This window comes from Atribacter laminatus, assembly GCF_015775515.1.
Lineage (GTDB): Bacteria > Atribacterota > Atribacteria > Atribacterales > Atribacteraceae > Atribacter > Atribacter laminatus.
Genome location: NZ_CP065383.1, coordinates 292,215 through 311,397, shown reverse-complemented (window position 1 = coordinate 311,397; position 19,183 = coordinate 292,215). Strand labels below are relative to the sequence as shown.

Annotated in this window: 16 protein-coding genes; all 16 read left to right on the top strand. The window is 36.4% G+C overall.

What is annotated here, in order from left to right; translation table 11 throughout:
- The first annotated feature begins 85 nt into the window (after positions 1-85).
- The 16 genes from RT761_RS01495 (at position 86) to RT761_RS01420 (ending at position 19,175) form a co-directional block, all read left to right on the top strand.
- Positions 86-1,606, top strand: a complete 1,521-nt coding sequence (locus RT761_RS01495) for a sugar ABC transporter ATP-binding protein (protein ID WP_218112334.1) — start codon at positions 86-88, stop codon at positions 1,604-1,606.
- A gap of 44 nt (positions 1,607-1,650) precedes the next feature.
- The gene (locus tag RT761_RS01490) at positions 1,651-2,577 is read left to right on the top strand and encodes an ABC transporter permease (protein WP_218112333.1); all 927 of its coding nucleotides are present in this window, start codon (positions 1,651-1,653) and stop codon (positions 2,575-2,577) included.
- A 62-nt stretch (positions 2,578-2,639) separates the two neighbouring features.
- Positions 2,640-3,476 (top strand): SDR family NAD(P)-dependent oxidoreductase, encoded by an 837-nt coding sequence (locus tag RT761_RS01485; protein ID WP_218112332.1) that lies wholly within the window; start codon positions 2,640-2,642, stop codon positions 3,474-3,476.
- A 52-nt stretch (positions 3,477-3,528) separates the two neighbouring features.
- Positions 3,529-4,992, top strand: coding sequence for a xylulokinase (locus RT761_RS01480; RefSeq protein ID WP_218112331.1), 1,464 nt, complete (start codon positions 3,529-3,531; stop codon positions 4,990-4,992).
- 95 nt (positions 4,993-5,087) lie between these two features.
- Positions 5,088-5,558 carry an ureidoglycolate lyase gene (locus RT761_RS01475; protein WP_218112330.1) on the top strand — a complete coding sequence of 157 codons (471 nt, stop codon included), beginning with the start codon at positions 5,088-5,090 and terminating at the stop codon, positions 5,556-5,558.
- A 281-nt stretch (positions 5,559-5,839) separates the two neighbouring features.
- The gene (locus tag RT761_RS01470) at positions 5,840-7,237 is read left to right on the top strand and encodes an FAD-binding oxidoreductase (RefSeq protein WP_218112329.1); all 1,398 of its coding nucleotides are present in this window, start codon (positions 5,840-5,842) and stop codon (positions 7,235-7,237) included.
- Positions 7,227-8,381, top strand: a complete 1,155-nt coding sequence (locus RT761_RS01465; protein ID WP_218112328.1) for a 4Fe-4S dicluster domain-containing protein — start codon at positions 7,227-7,229, stop codon at positions 8,379-8,381. The genes RT761_RS01470 and RT761_RS01465 overlap by 11 nt, the downstream gene beginning before the upstream one ends.
- Positions 8,382-8,765: 384 nt before the next feature.
- Positions 8,766-9,506, top strand: coding sequence for a GntR family transcriptional regulator (locus tag RT761_RS01460; protein WP_218112327.1), 741 nt, complete (start codon positions 8,766-8,768; stop codon positions 9,504-9,506).
- Between the two features lie 378 nt (positions 9,507-9,884).
- Positions 9,885-10,274: a cupin domain-containing protein gene (locus RT761_RS01455; RefSeq protein WP_218112326.1), complete on the top strand. Its 390-nt coding sequence runs from the start codon at positions 9,885-9,887 to the stop codon at positions 10,272-10,274.
- Positions 10,275-10,281: 7 nt separating this feature from the next.
- Entirely contained in the window at positions 10,282-11,781 is a 1,500-nt protein-coding gene (locus RT761_RS01450) for a xylulokinase (RefSeq protein WP_218112325.1), read from the top strand.
- Between the two features lie 2 nt (positions 11,782-11,783).
- Positions 11,784-13,220: an NAD-dependent succinate-semialdehyde dehydrogenase gene (locus RT761_RS01445; protein WP_218112324.1), complete on the top strand. Its 1,437-nt coding sequence runs from the start codon at positions 11,784-11,786 to the stop codon at positions 13,218-13,220.
- Between the two features lie 199 nt (positions 13,221-13,419).
- The gene (locus RT761_RS01440; protein WP_218112323.1) at positions 13,420-14,733 is read left to right on the top strand and encodes an ABC transporter substrate-binding protein; all 1,314 of its coding nucleotides are present in this window, start codon (positions 13,420-13,422) and stop codon (positions 14,731-14,733) included.
- Between the two features lie 77 nt (positions 14,734-14,810).
- Positions 14,811-15,680, top strand: coding sequence for a carbohydrate ABC transporter permease (locus tag RT761_RS01435; RefSeq protein ID WP_218112322.1), 870 nt, complete (start codon positions 14,811-14,813; stop codon positions 15,678-15,680).
- A gap of 2 nt (positions 15,681-15,682) precedes the next feature.
- A complete protein-coding gene (locus tag RT761_RS01430) occupies positions 15,683-16,495 on the top strand; it encodes a carbohydrate ABC transporter permease (protein ID WP_218112321.1) in 813 nt (270 codons plus the stop codon).
- Between the two features lie 16 nt (positions 16,496-16,511).
- Positions 16,512-17,702: a uroporphyrinogen decarboxylase family protein gene (locus RT761_RS01425; protein WP_218112320.1), complete on the top strand. Its 1,191-nt coding sequence runs from the start codon at positions 16,512-16,514 to the stop codon at positions 17,700-17,702.
- Between the two features lie 240 nt (positions 17,703-17,942).
- On the top strand, positions 17,943-19,175 hold the full coding sequence (locus RT761_RS01420; RefSeq protein WP_218112319.1) for a uroporphyrinogen decarboxylase family protein: 1,233 nt from the start codon (positions 17,943-17,945) through the stop codon (positions 19,173-19,175).
- Positions 19,176-19,183: the final 8 nt, after the last annotated feature.

The window sequence follows — 19,183 nt, the reverse complement described above, 5'->3', positions numbered from 1 at the left end:
AATTTGTGTGGTGGCATTTGGACCGCGCGGAAGCAGTAAAAATACTTTAATCGTTAAATAAATAAAAGAGGTAGTAATTGATTCTATGGATGAAAATATTTTATTTCAAACAATCAATGTGAGTAAAAGTTTTGGCCCGGTGAGGGCGTTAAATAATGTTGATTTTAGTTTGCAAAGGGGAGAAATAAGGGGATTAATTGGAGAAAATGGATCCGGAAAATCTACCTTGGCAATGATAATAGCAGGGATTGTTTTAAAAGATGGCGGGAAGATGCTCAAGGAAGGGAAAGAGTATAACCCAAAACAAATTCAGGATGCTTTCAAAAATAAAATTGCCATCGTGACTCAAGAAAGTGGATTGATTGAAGATTTATCGATAGCAAATAATTTATTGCTCGGAAGAGAAAAAGATTTTACTGTGAATGGTTTTATAAAGGTGAAAGAAATAAATGAAGCTGCCAATCAAATGATTTATAAAATACTAAAAGATAAGAAATTTAAAGTAGAAGAAAAAATTTTAAACTATTCATTTGAAGATAAAAAATTAATAGAAATAATAAAGGCCTTATATCAAAATCCTGAAATATTAATATTAGATGAAACAGCAGATGCTTTTTCTCGGGATAACAAAAATTTATTATGGGATGTAATTAGAAAAGTTAAAAACGAAGGTGTTTCAATTATATATATCTCTCATACCATTTCAGAAGTTGTAGAAGTTACCGATACAATTACCATCATGAGAGATGGAGAAATAATAGATAATATCGATTCGAATAACCGTACCGAAGATGATTTAAAGAAAATGATGGTGGGTCGGGAACTGAAATCTAATTATTATCGTGAGGATAATCAAGCAACCTTTAATAAAGAAAAAGTTGTGTTGAAGGTCGAAAATTTAAGTTCGAAAGATGCATTTCATGATATTTCGTTTTCATTGCATGAAGGTGAAATATTATGTTTAGGTGGATTAAGTGGATGTGGTATGTCCCAGTTAGGGAAAGCTATATTTGGATTATTAAAAACTGATACTGGAACAATCTATTTACCAGAAAAAAATAAGTATTTAAAAAATCACTCGCCAGTTGAATCTATAAATCAGGGAATAGCATACCTCCCTCGAGACCGGGACTCTGAAGGGGTTATGTTGCTGGCAAGCGTGAAAGATAATATTACTCTGGTTTCTTTAGATCGAATTAAGCGAAAAAGTTCATTTATTAGTCCCAAAGATGAAGTAACCTTTGCTGAAAAGGGAGTTAAAGAGTTAAGCATAAAAACCGCCAATATTAATCAGTTTTGCATTGGTCTCAGTGGTGGAAATAGACAAAAAGTCAGTTTAGTGAAATGGCTGATGCGAGAATGCGAGATTTTAATATTGGACTGCCCAACTCGAGGAGTTGATGTAGGGATAAAAGCTTATATTTACCAAAAATTACATCAATTAAAATTACAAAAAAAATCGATTATTCTTATATCGGAGGAGCTTACTGAATTAATCGGGATGGGAGATCGAATATTAATAATGAAAGAAGGAAATTTGTGTCAAAAAATATTTATTAGAGACGAAAGACCGCGAGAAGAAGAAATAATAAATTATATGATTTGATGAGTTAAATAATTTTAAAAAGAGAAAGGAAAGTAGAAAATTAAGTGCTGAAAAAAATTGATAAATACATACCAATTATAGTGTTTGTTCTTTTTGTCACTGTGATTTCGATTTTGACAAAAGGCAGAAACATTAATTTTACCAATATTAAACACATATTAAACCAAAGTGTTGCATTGATAATTAGTGGTATGGGTGTCATTTTTGTTATGTCTCAAGGGAGTTTGGACCTTACCCAAGGATCTATTTTAGTTTTAGCACCTTTAATTGGAATTTTTAGCGAAAACGCTATTCCTGGTTCATTCATTCCAATGGTTATTGTGGTTGGGATGTTACTTGGATTAATGACCGGATCAATTTTTTCACTTTTAAAGGTGCCTTCTTTTGTCGCAACACTCTGTTTGAGTTTTGTTTTAAGAAACTTCGCTTATTTTCTATGGGATTACATTCCCGGAGGGTATGTTTATATTCCATTTAACCTTTTTGTGTTGGATAAATCGCAATATAAAATTCCTATTCTTATTCTTATAGTGCTAACCATGTACTATTTTTTTGAATTTACTAAAGTTGGAAAATTCAGTAAAGCGATTGGTTCTGATGAAAAGGTCGCTGAGTATTCAGGAGTTCCAGTAAAGAAAATGAAGATTTTAGCTTTTGTTTTATCCGGTATGCTTGGAGGGGTATGTTCTTTATTTGGTGTTTTTAGAGCAGGTACCTTAGCTTTGGTAACCGGGCATTTTTTTGAATGGGATGTTTTAGTTGCGGTTTTATTGGGTGGAACTCCCCTCACCGGCGGAGCAAATAGTAAATTATTAGGGGTTATTCTTGGATCAATTACCATTTCGGTAATCAATAATGGTTTAGTGCTATTAAATGTTCCAACCTTATATCAGCAATTGGTGAAAGGTTTAATCCTTATCACCATCATATCGTTATCCTTTGAGAAAGAAAAGGTAATGTTTGTTAAATAGAAATTCATTCATTTAAGTAATCATACCTGATTATTTAGTTTTTTAGATAAAGGAGGAAAAAAATGGATATAAGATTTGACGGAAAAATTATTGTTGTGAGTGGTGGCTCAACCGGAATAGGAGAAGCAACAGTTAAAAATTTTCTTGAATCTGGGGGAACAGTAATATTTACTGGTATAGAGAAACCTGATTGTCTGGATTTTACCAAGTATCAAAATTATCAAGGTAAGTATGATTATAAGCAATTAGAAGTTACCAACGAAGAAGAAGTTAAAAGTTTTGCTTTATATATTAATGAAAAATATCATGGTTGTGATGTTTTATTTAATAATGCGGGAATAATAGACGCCCATATACTCCATGAAACTCCAACCCAAGAATGGCTGCGAACTATGGATGTAAATGTGAATGGAGTTTATTACATGTCTAAATATTTTCTTCCTCAGATGATTAAAAAGGGTGGAGGAGTGATCATAAATACTTCGTCCATTTCCGGATTACAAGGCGATTATACTTTTTGTTCTTACAACACTGCAAAAGGTGCTGTGGCAAATCTAACCAGAAACATGGCTCTTGATTATGCTCAATATAATATTCGTGTTAATGCAGTGGCTCCTGGATCGGTAAGAACTTCAATGTATAGTAAATTTTTTGATTCGGTTGGAGGACAAGAAATTTTAGATTTAGGACATTCTTTGCAGTATCCATTGAAAAGAGTTACCCTTCCTGAAGAAGTTGCCAATGCAGTTGTATTTCTTGCTTCAGAACAGGCCTCCTTTATTACAGGCATCAATTTAGTGATTGATGGGGGATTAACCGCCCACACCGGAGCACAGCATAATTGGGAATTGGTAAAAATAATACGTGATTATAATAAAAAAGAAGCTAAGCAAAAATGATAGGAATTGATCCTTATATAAATATATTTCATTATTTAAGAGCGAGGAAAATATGGAATACATATTAGGCATAGACATTGGAACGAGTGGATGTAAATGTGTGTTATTAGACCAAGAAGGGAAGCCAATAATAACCAAGTCGAAGGAATATTTTCCCATAACCAAAGCCGATGGAACAGTAGAGCAGAATCCAAATGAATGGTATGAAGCAGCTATATTTTGTTTAAATCAAATCAATAAATTAGATAAAGTAGATTTAAAAAAAATTGTAGCAGTAAGTGTTACCGGGCAAATGCAAGGAATTACCTTAATTGGTAAAGATGGGAATCCAGTTCGAAATTCAATTCTATGGAATGATATTCGAAGCGAGCGTGAAACCAATGAGTTGAACAAAAAATTTGGTGAAATTATGGAAAAAACGATTGGTTTTCTTGTGACTCCCGCTTTGACTGTGAGTAAAATTGCTTGGTTAAAAGAGCATGAACCAAGTAATTGGAATAAAACTTATCAGTTTACATTTGCTCCAAATTTTATTACCTATAAATTAACCGATCGAATCATTGCTGATGAAAACAACATATCTTTTTCTGGATTGAATGATGTTAAAAACAATTGTTGGTCGGATGAATTGATTCGCCGATGTGAAGTCGAAAAATCAAAAATTCCGGAGCTCACTGGTTGTTTCGATATGATTGGAACCGTTACCGAAAGAGCTGCTTTGGAGACTGGACTTCAAGAAGGCATTCCTGTTGTGGCTGGTGGGGGAGATGGAGGTTCAGAAAAATATTCTATCGGCATCGAAGGAATGTCGAAAATGATTATAAGATTAGGCTCGGCGGCAGATATAGGTATGGTTGTTCATGTTGACCAATTTAAACATCAAGATATTTGGCCAGGAATTCGAGGTGTTATGCGAGATTATTTAATCATCTCGAGATATACCACTGCATGTGCTGCGTCAATCAAATGGATGAGAGACGTATTTTTTAGTGAATTACCAGCTGATAGCAATACTTATACTGTTATGGATAAAGAAGCTTCAACTGTTCCATTGGGCTCAGAGGGTCTTCTTTATCATCCATATTTATCGGGTGAAAATGCTCCCTATTTCAATTCTTCATTAAGAGCAAAATTCAATGGTATTAATTCAGGACATAGAAGAAAGCATTTTTTAAGAGCTGCCTATGAAGGTGTTTCTTTTTCCATACGAGACGTAATTAATTCAGTGAAAGAGTTTGAAAATGTTCAAGAGGTTTTTTTTGTCGGAGGAGGTACTAAAAGTAAATTTTGGGTGGCAGTTTTAACCGATGTTTTGGGAAAAGGAGCAACTATCCCACAATATTGTGATGCCGCTTATGGTGCTGCACTCATGGCGGGGCAGGGTGCTGGAATTTGGGATGCACGCAGCAAGATAGAAAGGAATTTAAAAAATAGCATAAAAGTGGGATTTAATGAAGAAAATCATCAAAAATATAACGAAGTCTTTAAAAAATATATGGAACTCGCAGGAAAATAGGTAACAAAATGCATCTCAGGATGATGGTGAACTCACCGCTATTACTAAAATTGAAAATGATTAAAGTTATAAAAATTGATTAAGGAGGAGAAACCGTGAAGCCAGTTATTCTAACAGAAGAGAGCATAAAAGGTTATGGATACTTATTAAGCGAGAGCAAAAAGGATCCAATATTAAATAACGAACATTTTAAATATATAAGTGATGTTTATAAATTAATGGTCGATGGAGAGATGACTGTTGGCATATTATTCGGTCGAAAAAGAGAAATGGTATTGAAAAATTTAGAAAGACACAAGGAAACCGTTGAAATTCTTGTTCAATTAGAAAATGACTCGGTTGTTTTTTTTGCAAAACAAAATGACCAAAGGGATTCAATAAAAGATATTAAAGCCTTCTATTTTAATAGTGGGCAAGCAGTTGTTTTAAATCAAGGAACGTGGCATTGGGGACCATTCCCAATTGCAAAACCGGAATGTAAAACTTTAATTGTTTTTAAAGAAGGTACGTCACAAGACGATTGTGAAATAAGGAATTTAGAGGAGGATGTAATAATAGATTTATAATAAAGAGCCAAAAATATTTATAAATTAAATATTACACAATAAAATGACGAAAAAATTGAAAAAGAGACTATTAGAAAATAATAGAATTCTATTAAATTATTACGTTTATTTTAATTGTATTAAAAATTGATCAAATAAATAACACCAGAAAAAATATATTTCTTAAATTAATAGCCATTAAGGTTAAAAGAAAAAAACCATTAAACCAAAGGAGAAAAAAAAGTAAAAATATGAATACAAAAGTATATGAAAATAATATTAATGAGTTAGTTATAGAAGAAATGAGAAAAATACTGCCACAAGATGCTGTTTCTACAAAAATAGTGGATAGATTGGCGGTATGCCATGGTGCATTTAATGTTGAATATAAATGGATTCAAGCTGGCAAGTATCCCTATATTCCTGACTTAGTGGTTTGGCCAGAGACTACTGAACAAGTATCGGAAATTCTAAAAATAGCAAATAAAAATAAAACTGTGGTGATACCCTATGGTGGTGGTTCAGGTTCGGTAATGGGGTCGGTGTTTTTTAATGGTGGTATCTGCCTCGATACCAAAAAGTTAACTAAGTTTATTCTCAATGAGAAGGGGATGTCAGTCACGGTTGGAGCTGGTTGGAACATTGGTCAGTTAGAGGATGAATTAAACCGTTTTGGATATACTATGGGTCATTTTCCTCAATCTATGAATTCAGCTACAATTGCTGGCTCTGTAGCTACTAGCGCCATCGGAACTTTTTCTACAAAATATGGAAAATTTGATGATATACTAATTGCCCTCGAAGTTGTTTTACCAACTGGTGAAGTATTATATACTAAAGATTCCCCCAAGGCTTCAACCGGCATTAATTTAAATTATTTGTTTCTTGGTTCAGAGGGTTCCTATGGTATATGTACTGAGGTAACTGCCAAGATTTGGCTTAAACCAGAAGCAAGGAAATTTTCTGTCTATACTTTTAAGACAACCCATGATGGATTTGAAGCAGTTAGGAAGATTGTGTCACTGGGTCAGGCAACGCTTGCAGTTGTTAGACTTTATGATGAGTATGAATCGGTTTTTACAATTGATGCCTATAAGTTCGAAGAAGGTTATGCTTTGCTTTACCTTGGCTTTGAAGGGAGAAAGGACCAAGTCGATCTCGAAATGAATATTAGTGACGAAATTTGTCGTGCCGAGGGCGGCCTTTATAAAGGTGACCAAGCAGCCAAACAGTGGGAAAAGGACAGACTTGATACCTCATACGGACTTGGTACAACTCATCTTCCCAATGGCGCTGCGGAATCGTTAGAAGTTTCTGCCTCATGGGACAAGTTAGAAGATGTATGGTTAGCTATGAGAAATGCTATAGCTCCTTATGCTCAAATAATACATGTTCACTTTTCTCATATGTATCATACTGGAGGTAATTTATATTGCATCATACACACAATAAGGGGGAAGAATTCTGAAGATGCAGAAAAGAACTTCCTTAAATGTGTTAAGAAAGCTTTAGATGCCTGTGTAAAGGCCGGTGGTTCTATATCTCATCACCATGGAGTTGGTACACTGAAAAGCAAGTGGATGTCTGACGAACATAATAATGGTTTTGAGGTAATGAAAAAAATTAAGAGAGCAATTGATCCCAATAACATAATGAATCCTCCGGTTCTTGGATTAGGAGGTGAAGCAAATGTTGGATAAATACAAAGATCTAATGGAAGATTGTTCAATGTGTAATGATCAGTGTGTCTATGGCTGTCCAGCATTTACTATAAACAGGACTACTACCGTTTATCCTGGAAGGAAAGTATATTTGGCTCGTTGTATAATAAAAAATGAAATTGAACTGGATGAGAATGTTCAAGATGTACTTTATCAATGTTGTAGTTGTGGACTTTGCAAAACCTTCTGCTTATATGGAATAAAGGGTAAACCAAGGGATCCAGTTCCTCTTATTCAGGAAATTAGACATGAAATAATTAGAAAAGGAATAAAGTCTGATTTTGTGAAAGAAGCCGAAATGCGAATTAAGGAATTTGGAAATTTATACGGTGATGTATCTAATGTCCTTAAAGAAGTTAAAGCGATTAATAAAAGCGGCAAGAATGAAGGTATTATCTATTTAGTCGATGCTGAGGTGTTAGCATTAAGTCCGGAAATTCCAAAAGCTGCAATTCAATTAATGAACAAAAAGAATGTCAAACCGATAATTTCGGATATGCTTGAAACTGGTTACGATATTAAAGCAATTGGTTTTTTGGATGAGGCTGCTTCCATAGCTAAGAATACCGCAGACTATTTAAATAATCTATCTGCGTCTAAATTAATAGTATCATCCCCTAAAGCGTTTTATGCTTTAACCGAGTGGTATAAAGAGATTAATATTGAGATAAATAAAGAGGTAATTTTAGAAACCGATTTCTTTCGAAACTTGTTAATTGTGCACCATAGTGAATATAAATTGAGGCCACTTGACATACAAAACTTTATTAAAAATGAGGGATTGGTTGTTTATCATGATGGGTCTTTTATGGCAAGATACCTAAAAAAATTCGATACTCCTAGGATGTTAGTAAAGCCTTTGTTTACTCGTTTTGAAGAACTCAGAACCAGTAGGGAAGAAGCCAGACCATTGGCTCCAGCAGTTTATCCTCTTGGATTATCTGAAGATTATTTAAAAAAATTAGCAAACAATAGAATTGCCGACATTATGGAATTAAAACCTGATTATGTTGTAACTTCAGACTCGCTTTCCTATGCAGCCCTTAAAAAATATTGGGAGAAGGACAAGGTATTAAGTATCCCTGAAGCACTCCTTATGAGTTTTGTAGACATGGAGAAATAAAAATAATAAATAATTAGACACAAAAACGAAAAATGATGGTATTTTTTGGTAGAAAAGGCTGGTTATTTCATTTTAAAAAAACCGAGACTGATCCAGTCTCGGTTGAAATCTTTAAAAATTTAGTTAACAATTCATGTCAAGTAATAGTTTTTTATAAAGATTAGTTTTTTAATATTTACACTCCTGTAGTGTATTAATAATGAAAATTTAATAATGTGTTAGTTTTAAAAAAAATAGGATTTAAAATAAATATTATTCTTAATTAAAAATGTTTGTAGAATAATTATAGATTAGATATTGATAATTTAAAAACTAAAATACTCCTCTTGGTTTTTATAGATTTATCTTTAAAATTATCTATACAATAAAGGAGTTTTTTGTACTATGTCAGTCAATCAAATACCTTTTTATCTAAAAATTAGCAACATTTTAAAGGAAGAAATTCTAAATGGTGTTTATCAAGTTGGTGAACTTCTTCCAACAGAAAACGAATTAGAAAAGAAATACCTAACCAGTAGGACTACCATTCGAAATGCATTAGGATTGTTAGAAAGAGAGGGATTAGTAGTTCGCAAACAGGGCAAAGGAACAGTAGTAATGGAAACCAAAACCATCGAAAATATGAACTATATTACTTCTTTTGCTGAAACCCTCAAAGAGAAAAACATAAAAATTGAAACAGGAAGCTTAAATGTTGAACTTGTCAATCCACCACAAAAAGTTGCATCGCTTTTAAATCTTAAGAAAGGTGAAAAAATATACCTTGTCCAACGTCTCCGAATTGCTGATGGAATACCCATTGCATATATGAACAATTACATTATACCTCGGTTTGTTCCCGACCTTGCTGATAAAAAAGATCAACTTTATGAGGAGGGCCTTTATCAAATATTTGAAAAGGATTTTAAATTAAGACTGAATCAGGCGGTTGAAACAATAGAAGCTTATAATAGTGGCCCTCTTGAAACTACTATTCTTCAAGTTCCGGAAAAAACAGCACTCTTTCATGCTTTGAGGGTTACTTACTTAGAAGACGGTACACCATTTGAAGTGGTTATTTCTGTTATTCGAGCTGATAAATATCAATACCGAGTTTTTCTGAAAGGAAGACCACCTCAATTTTAATACATAGATTCAGAATTTTACAATTGAAATAAAATTTCATTGTCATTTCATTCGTTCTTAATAAGTTAGAAATTAACTTACCGCATCGTTTATATCTGTTTATAAATCTTCTTTAGGTTTAACTTTGTTTCCAAAAACCTTCAAAAATGATAGCAACTTGGAAGTGAGGATGTTTCATTTTTAAAATTTTCTGATAGGATAAATAGGGAGTCATTCTCGTATTCTTTTTTAAAAGATCAATTCGTTAAAATAATAATCTAAAAAAAGCTTTGTTTTTCTTGAAAATCATTTAAAGACTGAGTGATGGTTTTTTAGATTGAAAAATTGTATGTTAATTGATTAAAAATAAATGGCAAATTAAACAGGGAGGTTATTTCTTTGAAAGAAATATTGAAAAAAAGAAATTTACTGGAAGCTGAAGCGGAAACGGGTAATAACACGTTTTCTGATATTCTAAGCAAAGTTGATAGTAATGTGGTTCGCGATACCCTCATGCTTCTGAGAGAAAACGAATCAGAATCAGGGCGAATTAAAGTAGGATATACGACTATATATCCCCAATGCTTTACTCGTGGTCATATACATGCTCCGTTGGAAGAGGTCTATTTTATAACCTCCGGAAAAGGAATAATGGAGATAGAAGGAGAAAAATTTGAAGCAGAAGCCGGTGATGTAGTATATATCCCTTTTGCTAAATTTCATCGAACTGAGAACCCATATCATCTTCCTCTTTCTTACGTATGGATAACCGTCAAAAAGGAAGGTTGATATCACCATGCCAGAATGTTTCCTGGTTGTAGATATCGGTACCGAGAGCGTAAGGGCTGCTCTGGTTGAGAGTTCGGGTGCGATTGTTGGTATTCAATCCCGGTCTACCGATTTTTTTTCACCTCATCCTGGTTGGGCCGAGCAAAAACCCGATGAATGGTGGGAATTAACCATAGCGTGCCTTAAACAACTCATGGTTGAGCATCCTGGGATTGAAGTTATAGCGATCGGGGTCAGTGCTCAAATGCATGCAGTGGTTCCAATTGATTCTCATGGGAACCTATTGATGGATAAAGTCCCTATCTGGTGTGATAAGCGTTCTGCCGATATATGTCAACATTACCAAAAAGAGATTTTGCCCCAAGAACAGATCCAATTAACCGCTAATCTCATCATACCAAGTTGGACTGGGCCAAAAATGAAGTGGATTAAAGATAACCTTCCTCAGATCTATCAACAAACTGAAATTTTCCTTACAGCGAAAGACTACCTTAACTACCGTTTTACTGGTGAAAAATATACCGATTTTTCTGAAGCATCCGGTAGTTTCCTTTTTTCCTGGAAAACCAAACAATGGGATAATGAACTGATTAAGTTGTTTGGGATTAATAAATTAAAACTACCGGAAATTTTACCTTCAAACGCGATAATTGGAAAATTACTTCCGGATATCGCTGCTCAAATCGGCTGCCAACCTGTTATTCCAGTGATTTGTGGAGCTGGTGATATGTTGTGTCTCCTTTTAGGAGGAGGAATGGTTCGAGAAGGACATTCTTGTGATGTAACCGGTACAGCTGCAGATGTTTCAGTATTGAGCCCCAAGCCTCTTTTAACCGAGCATTTAATGAATCTCCATCATGCTGTTGATGGGTGGATTAGTTTTGGAATTTTAGACAGTGGTGGTGGAAGCTTAAAGTGGCTTCGAGAGGCTTTTTATCATCAGGAAGATGGTAGAAATCTATCTTACACTCAGATTGATGAAGAAGCAGGTGATGTTCCAGCTGGTGCCGATGGCTTGTTGTTTTTTCCTTATTTAATGGGAGAGAGGTTATTAGGTTCTTCCTCGGCTCGGGGAAGTTTTTTTGGTCTGCGTCCTCACCATCAGCGAAAGCATTTTGCCCGAGCAGTGATGGAGGGAGTTTGCTTTGACTTAAAAATGAGCTTGGATGAGATTGAAAAGCGGTATTCGGGGACGATAGAAGAGATGTCAGTGATAGGGGGAGGAGCCCGGAGTTCTCTATGGTGCCAACTCAAAGCCGATATCTATCAAAAAAAAGTTTTTACTCTAGCTGAATCCGAAGGTGGAATCATCGGAGCCGCCTTATTAGCTTTTTCTGCCATAAGTCAGAATCCGGTTGATGAGATAGCCGAGGAGTGGTTAAAAATAAAACAGGTCTATGTTCCCGATGAATCGCATTTTTATGAATATCAAAAGCAGTATAAAAATTTTCGCTTGTTCCATGATATTTTCCAACAGGCTTATTTTCATTTTGGAAAGGAGAACTAAAAGTGCAATATTATCATTCTTTAATAAATGGAAAATGGGAAGAAGGAGAAGGTTCTTTTGAGGTTACCAATCCGTCCAATGGTGAAGTAATTGCGTCAGTGTCTAAAGTGACGCTCAATCAGATGAAAAATACCATTGATGCTGCTCATTCTGCCTTTAAGACCTGGTCAAAAAAGCTTGCCATTGAAAGGAGTCGGTCACTTTTTAAAGCAGCAGCAAAAGTAAGGGAAAAAGCTGCCGAGATCGGTACACTCTTAGCCAAAGAACAAGGAAAGGCGATTAAAGATGCCGAGAAAGAGATTATTGGAGCAGCCGATTGTTTGGAATATTATGCTTGTTTGGGAGTAAATATTTTAGGCGAAGTTCCACCCCCGAATGCTATGAATTTGAGAAGCATTGCCCTACGGCAACCAATAGGAGTCGTGTTTGCGGTTGCTGCTTGGAATTACCCGGTTAGTCTTATTTCTTGGAAGGTTGCTCCAGCTTTAGCTGCCGGTTGTACGGTTATCGTCAAACCATCTCGAGAAACCCCCCTTTCCACCATAGAATTTGTGCGAGTTTGTAATGAAGCCGGGTTACCGGCCGGAATTTTAAACGTAGTAAGTGGTGAAAATGCCTTGATCAGTAATGAAATATTTTCTAATCCATTGGTGAAACTGGTAGCTCTTACTGGTTCGACTGAAACTGGAAAAGAATTTATTAAAGCTTCTGCCCATACCGTTAAAAGACTGATGTTGGAATTGGGTGGGCATTCCCCCTTTATCGTTTTTGCCGATGCTGATCTGGATCGAGCTATAAAAGATGGCATAAAAAGATCATTCCGAAATACTGGTCAAATCTGTAATTCAGTCAATCGAATTTTTGTTGAAAAGAGTGTTTATGACCAATTTGTGAAGAATTTTGTTGAAGGGGCTAAAAAAATACGTATTGGTGATCCCTTTGAGAATCCAGCTCCTGACTGTGGACCAATGGTCAATCAATCTGGTGTGAAAAAGATGGAAGAATTCATTCAAGATGCGAAAACTCATGGCGGTCGAATTGAATGTGGAGGGAAGAGACCGGAGGATCCAAAATTCAGCAAAGGGTTTTACTTTGAGCCAACAGTCATAACCAACGTTACGCCGGCAATGAAAATTATGATGGATGAGCCCTTCGGGCCAATCGTGGCTATAGACACTTTTTCTAGTGCTGAGGAAGCGGTTATCAAAGCCAATAACACTCGATATGGTTTAGTTGCCTATGTCTATACCAGCAATATCAAGAAGGCTGGATGGGTCGCAGAAAATCTGGAATGGGGGAATGTAGCTATAAATAATATTAGTCCGGACAGTTTGTATGCACCTTATCCGGGATGGAAAGAAAGTGGAATCGGTTTAGAACTTGGCCATTATGGACTTGACCAATATTTAGAATGGAAAAATATCAAAATAGAAATTTAGTTGAAACCCAGTTATAAGCGTTTAATTGCTGTTTTTTTTACCAATGATTGAAAGTCAAAATACAAAATTTTAAAAAATGCTCGGAGGTTTTCAGCCGGGTTTATAAAAGCTAAAAGGGGGTGGTTGGTTTTTCATTAGAACCCTGTGCAATTATGAGGGTGTGAATGATTTTGTGTTAATTAATTAAGGAGGTAATACCATGGGAAAAGGTTATCAAGGAATCGTTTGGTTCGTAGTGGCTATACTCACCATTATAGGTTTGTCAGGTATGGTTCTCGCTCAAGATCAACCTTATGCAGGCACCACTGTCACCATTATTACTTGGGATACAGCAACGGCTCGTGCTATTGAAAAACTTATCCCGGAATTTGAAAAAGCAACCGGAATGAAAGTTGATTGGAATGTATTTGCTGAGCCGGTTCTTCGGGAGAAAGTTATTGCCGACCTGGCAGCAAAAACCGGTGCCTATGATATTTTCTTGCTTGACGGTTGGCAAACTGCTCGCTATGCTCGAGCTGGATATGTCGCTGCACTGGATGATCTTCTGGCTAATAAGAAATCCGAATATTTTTGTGAAGATTTTGCTCCCATTTACCTCGATGCCCTTCGTTATGACGGGAAACTGTGGGGCCTTCCCTATTATGGCCATGTTGGAATATTAATGTACCGAAAAGACTTGTTCGAAGAAAAGGGGATCACGGTTCCGGTGAATACCGATGAATTGATGGTTGCGGCAGAAAAATTAACTGATAAAGCCAATAATAAATTCGGTATGGCCATGAGAGCAATTAAGGGAGAGGATAACCCGATCATTTCTACATCCTGGACTTGGGTTCATGGTGGAGAGTGGCTCGATGAAAATATGAAACCAGGAGTGACCAGCCCGGAATTTATCCAAGGCGCAAAGTGGTTCAGCGATATCCTGAAGAATTACGGCCCTCCCGATGTCTCGCGTTATAGCTGGCTCGAAGTGCAGAATACTTTTGTAACTGGCAATACTGGGATTATTTTCGACGCATCTGATTTTATAGGTCGTATTGAAGATCCGAATTTGTCACAAATTGTTGGGAAAATTGGTTATGCTCTGGCTCCAGCGGGACCACACGGCCCAGTCACTGAGCGCTATGCTTCACACTTATTCACTGCTGGTATGGGAATCAATGCCGACTCAAAGAATATTGATGCAGCATGGTTATTCTTACAGTGGATGACCAGTAAAGACATACAGATGAGAACGATGATTGAAGGCGGAAATACCGGTATAACCAGCGTTTCAGCTATGGCAAGTGAAGAATTTTCCAATACTTATCCAGGTGTACCGGTCATTCTTGAAGCTTTAAAGCTCGCTAACCCCGACTATATGCCACATATTGCTGAATACCCTGAACTTTGCGAATCAATTGGAACCCAGATTTCCAGAACAGTCACCGGCGAAGCAAGTGTCGAAGATGCAATGAAAATTGCCTATGATGATATGTACAAAGTGTTAGAACAAGCCGGTTATTACCAATAATTATTGTTTGGTAAGCCAAAATATTGCGGGTGGTTGTATCAATTGAACCACCCGCAATGAGAAAGGGCGAAGCAATAATGAAATTGAAAAAAACCAGTTTTTATATTTTATTTCTTCCCGCTTTAGCGGTTTTGATAATGGTTGCCATATTTCCTTTTGCAGTATGTATTAACAATAGTACCCGTTTTTACGATTTAACCAATCCAGCCAAGGGAACTCCTTATATTGGAGCAACCAACTACCAACTACTCTTTGAAGATATAAGATTTTGGCATTCATTAAAAATAACCGTTTATTTTGTGATTTTTGGGGGAATTATACAATTGATTTTGGGCTACTCTATGGCCTCATTGATCAATGGAACCGAGAAAGGAAGTAGGATTGTTCCATTTTTTCTTATCCCCATGGTCATGACTCCGGTAGTTGTGGGACTAACCTGGCGTTTGATGTATGATCACACTTTGGGAATCATTAATTACTTTGTTCGACTCCTCGGCATAACCCCGCTTGCTTGGTTGGGAACTGGAAGATTGGCATTATTTTCGGTTATTTTAACCGATGTATGGGAATGGACCCCTTTGATTTTCCTGGTTCTTTATTCGGGAATGAGAGCCCTTCCAACCGAACCATATGAAGCAGGGAAAATCGATGGGGCTAATGCCTGGCAAGTTTTAACTAGGATTACCCTTCCGCTTTTAAAACCAGTTATTTTAGTTGCAGTTTTACTTCGTACCATTGATGCCTTTAAATGGTTTGATACCATATATATCATGACCAACGGAGGGCCGGGTATCGCAACTGAAACCGCCAGTATCTATTCATACCTCATCTCGTTTAATTTCTTTAACATTGGGAAAGGATCGGCTTTTTCGATAATCATGATAATTTTAGTAAATATTTTTTGCCTCTTTTATACCAAGATTATTCCCGAAAAGGAGATGGCATGAAGATGAAAAAAAACAAGTGGATTTTATATATCCTCATCGGGATTCTCCTGGTTTTTTTCCTTTTTCCAGTTTATTGGATCGTTACCATGTCTCTCAAAACTCGAATTCAAGCCATCAGCATCCCGCCGGTTTGGTTTTTTAAACCATTGCTGAGTAATTATGGAAAAGTCCTTTTTGAAAGTGCCTTTCCTCGGAATTTTTTAAATAGTTTTATTATCAGTATTGTCACGGTTTTTTTATCGGTAATATTAGGAACCCCAGCCGCTTATGCCTTGTCTCGCTATAATTTTCGACGGAAGGGAGACCTATTATTTTGGATACTCAGTACTCGATTTGCTCCCCCAATTGCTGTAATTATTCCTTTTTTCTTGCTTTTCCGTGATTTAAAAATGCTCGATTCCCACATCACTTTAATCATTGTTTATCTCACCTTTAATCTTTCTTTTGTAATTTGGTTGATGAGAGGATTTTTTAATGAAGTTCCTCAAGAGTTAGAGGAAGCAGCTTTGGTAGATGGGACAACCGATTTAGGTGCTTTTGTTCGCATTGCTTTCCCTTTGGCTGCTCCAGGAATTGTAGCATCAACTATTCTTTCTTTTTTATTTTCCTGGAATGAGTTCTTTTTTGCTCTTATTCTAACCAGAAAGGTTGCTCAAACTCTGCCAGTTGCCATATCTGGATATATTGGATTTATGGGAATTGAATGGGAAAATATGTCAGCTGCAGCGGTCATGGCATCGCTTCCGATTTTAGTATTAGCGATGATCGTACAAAAGTATTTGGTTCGTGGATTAACATTAGGAGCCATTAAATAATGTTAAGGAGATTTTTATGATAAATCGAAATGAATCCCGTAGTAAACATATTCAATTTCTTATTGAAGTTGTTAAAAATCAATGTGAGAGCATTGATAATCAGCTTCGCCAAAGTAATTGGGTCTCTTTTGCAGGTTTACCGGGGATATTTGTTCGGCACCTTCCCAAAAAAGATTTGAATAACGTTCCTTTTATTGCTGATCTTGATCGTGAAATGTGGGCATCGATTTTCCAGATGGACTTAAACGAGGTTTATACTGATCCCGATGCTTACCTAGAGTTTGAATTGAGGAAAAAGGTTTATGCCTATCAAAATTTTTTTGATGATAATCCTTTAACCGATGCCATAACCATGTGGTTTGGTGTTGGATTTTGCGAAAGCCTCCTTGGTATTCAACAGGAACCAGCTCAATCTGGACATGAGCCCTGGGTTGGGAAAACATCTATTATTAAGGATAAGGCTGACCTCGATAAAATACCCATTCCAGATTTTTATAATTATGCCCCAGCAAAGCTAGCCCATAACTTTTATGCCCGTATAAAGGAACAGGTAGGCGATGGTTTTAAGGTTATTTTTCCCGAATGGGATTTTGGACCTTTTGGTATCGCTACCCACTTAAGAGGTTTAGAAAATCTTTCCATAGATTTTATTGATAACCCGGTTTTTGTTCATGAATTAATGAAATTTCTGCTTCGGGTGAAGAAGTCTTGGTCATTAGAAAGGGCTAAGTTTTTAGGAACCTCTCTTCAGTCCTTATATATTGCCAATGATGATGTCAATGTTCCAATTATCTCTCCCAAGGCCTACCGCGAATTTATACTCCCTTATGAAAAAGAAATAAGCCTATTTCACGGAGGAATTGATTATTGGCATAGTTGCGGTCGGATTGACCCAGTTTTAAAGGATATTATGGAGATTCCTTTCTTAAAGATGGTTCACGTTAGCCCCTGGACCGATTTAGAAAAAGCTGCATTGGTTGCCAATCAAGATATCATTCTGGAAATTGTGCTCAATCCGGTTGATGATGTGGAAAAAGCAACCCCTCAAGAGATGAAGGAGAAACTGAGAAGGATTAAAGATTGCTGTCAGGGTCTTCATTACACTGTCCGTGCTGATGCTTTTCAAATTGTCAGCACTCTTGAAAACGACTTGAAACAGATCAAGCAATGGATTGAAATCGCTCGAGAAGAATTATCCAGTAAATAGTTAAAGTTGCCACAGTACGGAATAAGAAATCTGATAAAAAATCGAAATATTTTACTTATCCTCTCTCGCCAAGAGAGCAGATATTTTATCTCCCCCATTTTTCAGGAATAATTGCCTCTGGCTCATTATAAGCTTCTTATGACATTCAAGAGAAAGACATGAGTAAATATAAAATAATGTTAAGATATTAGATAACTATGAAATAAATTAAAAATTATTTGCAATTGGGAGGTGACAGGATTGACCTCAAGAGAAAGAGTACTCGCTGCTATCAACCATAAGGAACCAGATCGGGTCGCAGTTGATTTTAGTGGTCATCGATCCAGCGGTATTATGGCAATAGCTTATGCGCGTCTAAAAAAGTATTTAGGAATTACCAGCGGGGATATCTATGTTTACGATATTCCTCAGCAATTAGCTATTGTCGAACCAGAAGTGTTAGATCGCTTTCATATCGACGTTATTGAATTGGGCCGTGGCTTTGGCCTGGAGAAAGAGTACTGGAAAGAGTGGGAACTTCCCGACGGGACTCCTTGCAAGATCCCTGCTTACATCAATTTGGCTAAAGAAGCTGACGATTGGTTTGTCTGCTCCGATGATGGGACTCGAATTGCCACCCAGCCGAAAGATTCACTGTATTTTGATCAAATCTATTTTCCTTTAGAAAACGCTAATGATTTAAAGTCTGTGGATTTTGATGCTGCTTTTGAAAAATCGATGTGGACTAAGTTATCTAGTCCTCCGGCTCCATTAAGCTATGATCCTGAAGGTATTCGATTGTTGAGGGAAGGAGCCAAAAAACTCCGTGAATCGACTGATCGAGCAATCGTTGGTCTTTACGGTGGGAATCTGCACGAAATCCCCCAATTTCTCTTTCGTGCCGATAATTGGTTTATGATGTTAGCATCAGAACCGGAAAAAACCCACCATTTTTTAGACCAATTGGTTGAATATCATTCAAAAAATCTAGAAAAATATCTCTCCGCAGTAGGTGATTATATTGATATTATCCAATTTGGGGATGACCTCGGAATGCAAACCGGTCCTCAGATGTCAAAAAAGATGTATGATACATTTTTTAAACCTCGTCACGGTTGCCTTTGGAAGCAAGCCAAAAAACTTGCTGATGTAAAAGTTATGCTTCATTGTTGTGGTGGAGTTTATCCTTTGTTGCCGAGCTTGATCGAGGCAGGGTTGGATATTATCAACCCTGTTCAAACCACTTGTAAAGATATGGAACCCGAACGTTTAAAAAGAGAGTTTGGACAAGATATGGTTTTTTGGGGAGGGGGATGCAACACTCGAGATGTTTTAGGGGTTGGAACTCCTGAACAAGTAGCTGAAGATGTTCGAGAAAGAGTAAGAATTCTTGCTCCAGGGGGCGGTTTTGTATTTCAGCAGATCCACAACATAATGGCGAATGTTCCTCCAGAAAATATCGAAGCAATGTTTAATGCTATTCATTCGGCTTAAAATGAAAT

Bases quoted from the DNA above. Each gene is read 5' to 3' on its own strand.
- RT761_RS01480 (WP_218112331.1), top strand. From the start codon at position 3,529: ATGGAATACATATTAGGCATAGACATTGGAACGAGTGGATGTAAATGT.
- RT761_RS01470 (WP_218112329.1), top strand. From the start codon at position 5,840: ATGAGAAAAATACTGCCACAAGATGCTGTTTCTACAAAAATAGTGGAT.
- RT761_RS01435 (WP_218112322.1), top strand. From the start codon at position 14,811: ATGAAATTGAAAAAAACCAGTTTTTATATTTTATTTCTTCCCGCTTTA.
- RT761_RS01465 (WP_218112328.1), top strand. From the start codon at position 7,227: ATGTTGGATAAATACAAAGATCTAATGGAAGATTGTTCAATGTGTAAT.
- RT761_RS01430 (WP_218112321.1), top strand. From the start codon at position 15,683: ATGAAAAAAAACAAGTGGATTTTATATATCCTCATCGGGATTCTCCTG.
- RT761_RS01440 (WP_218112323.1), top strand. From the start codon at position 13,420: ATGGGAAAAGGTTATCAAGGAATCGTTTGGTTCGTAGTGGCTATACTC.
- RT761_RS01450 (WP_218112325.1), top strand. From the start codon at position 10,282: ATGCCAGAATGTTTCCTGGTTGTAGATATCGGTACCGAGAGCGTAAGG.
- RT761_RS01425 (WP_218112320.1), top strand. From the start codon at position 16,512: ATGATAAATCGAAATGAATCCCGTAGTAAACATATTCAATTTCTTATT.
- RT761_RS01460 (WP_218112327.1), top strand. From the start codon at position 8,766: ATGTCAGTCAATCAAATACCTTTTTATCTAAAAATTAGCAACATTTTA.
- RT761_RS01495 (WP_218112334.1), top strand. From the start codon at position 86: ATGGATGAAAATATTTTATTTCAAACAATCAATGTGAGTAAAAGTTTT.
- RT761_RS01485 (WP_218112332.1), top strand. From the start codon at position 2,640: ATGGATATAAGATTTGACGGAAAAATTATTGTTGTGAGTGGTGGCTCA.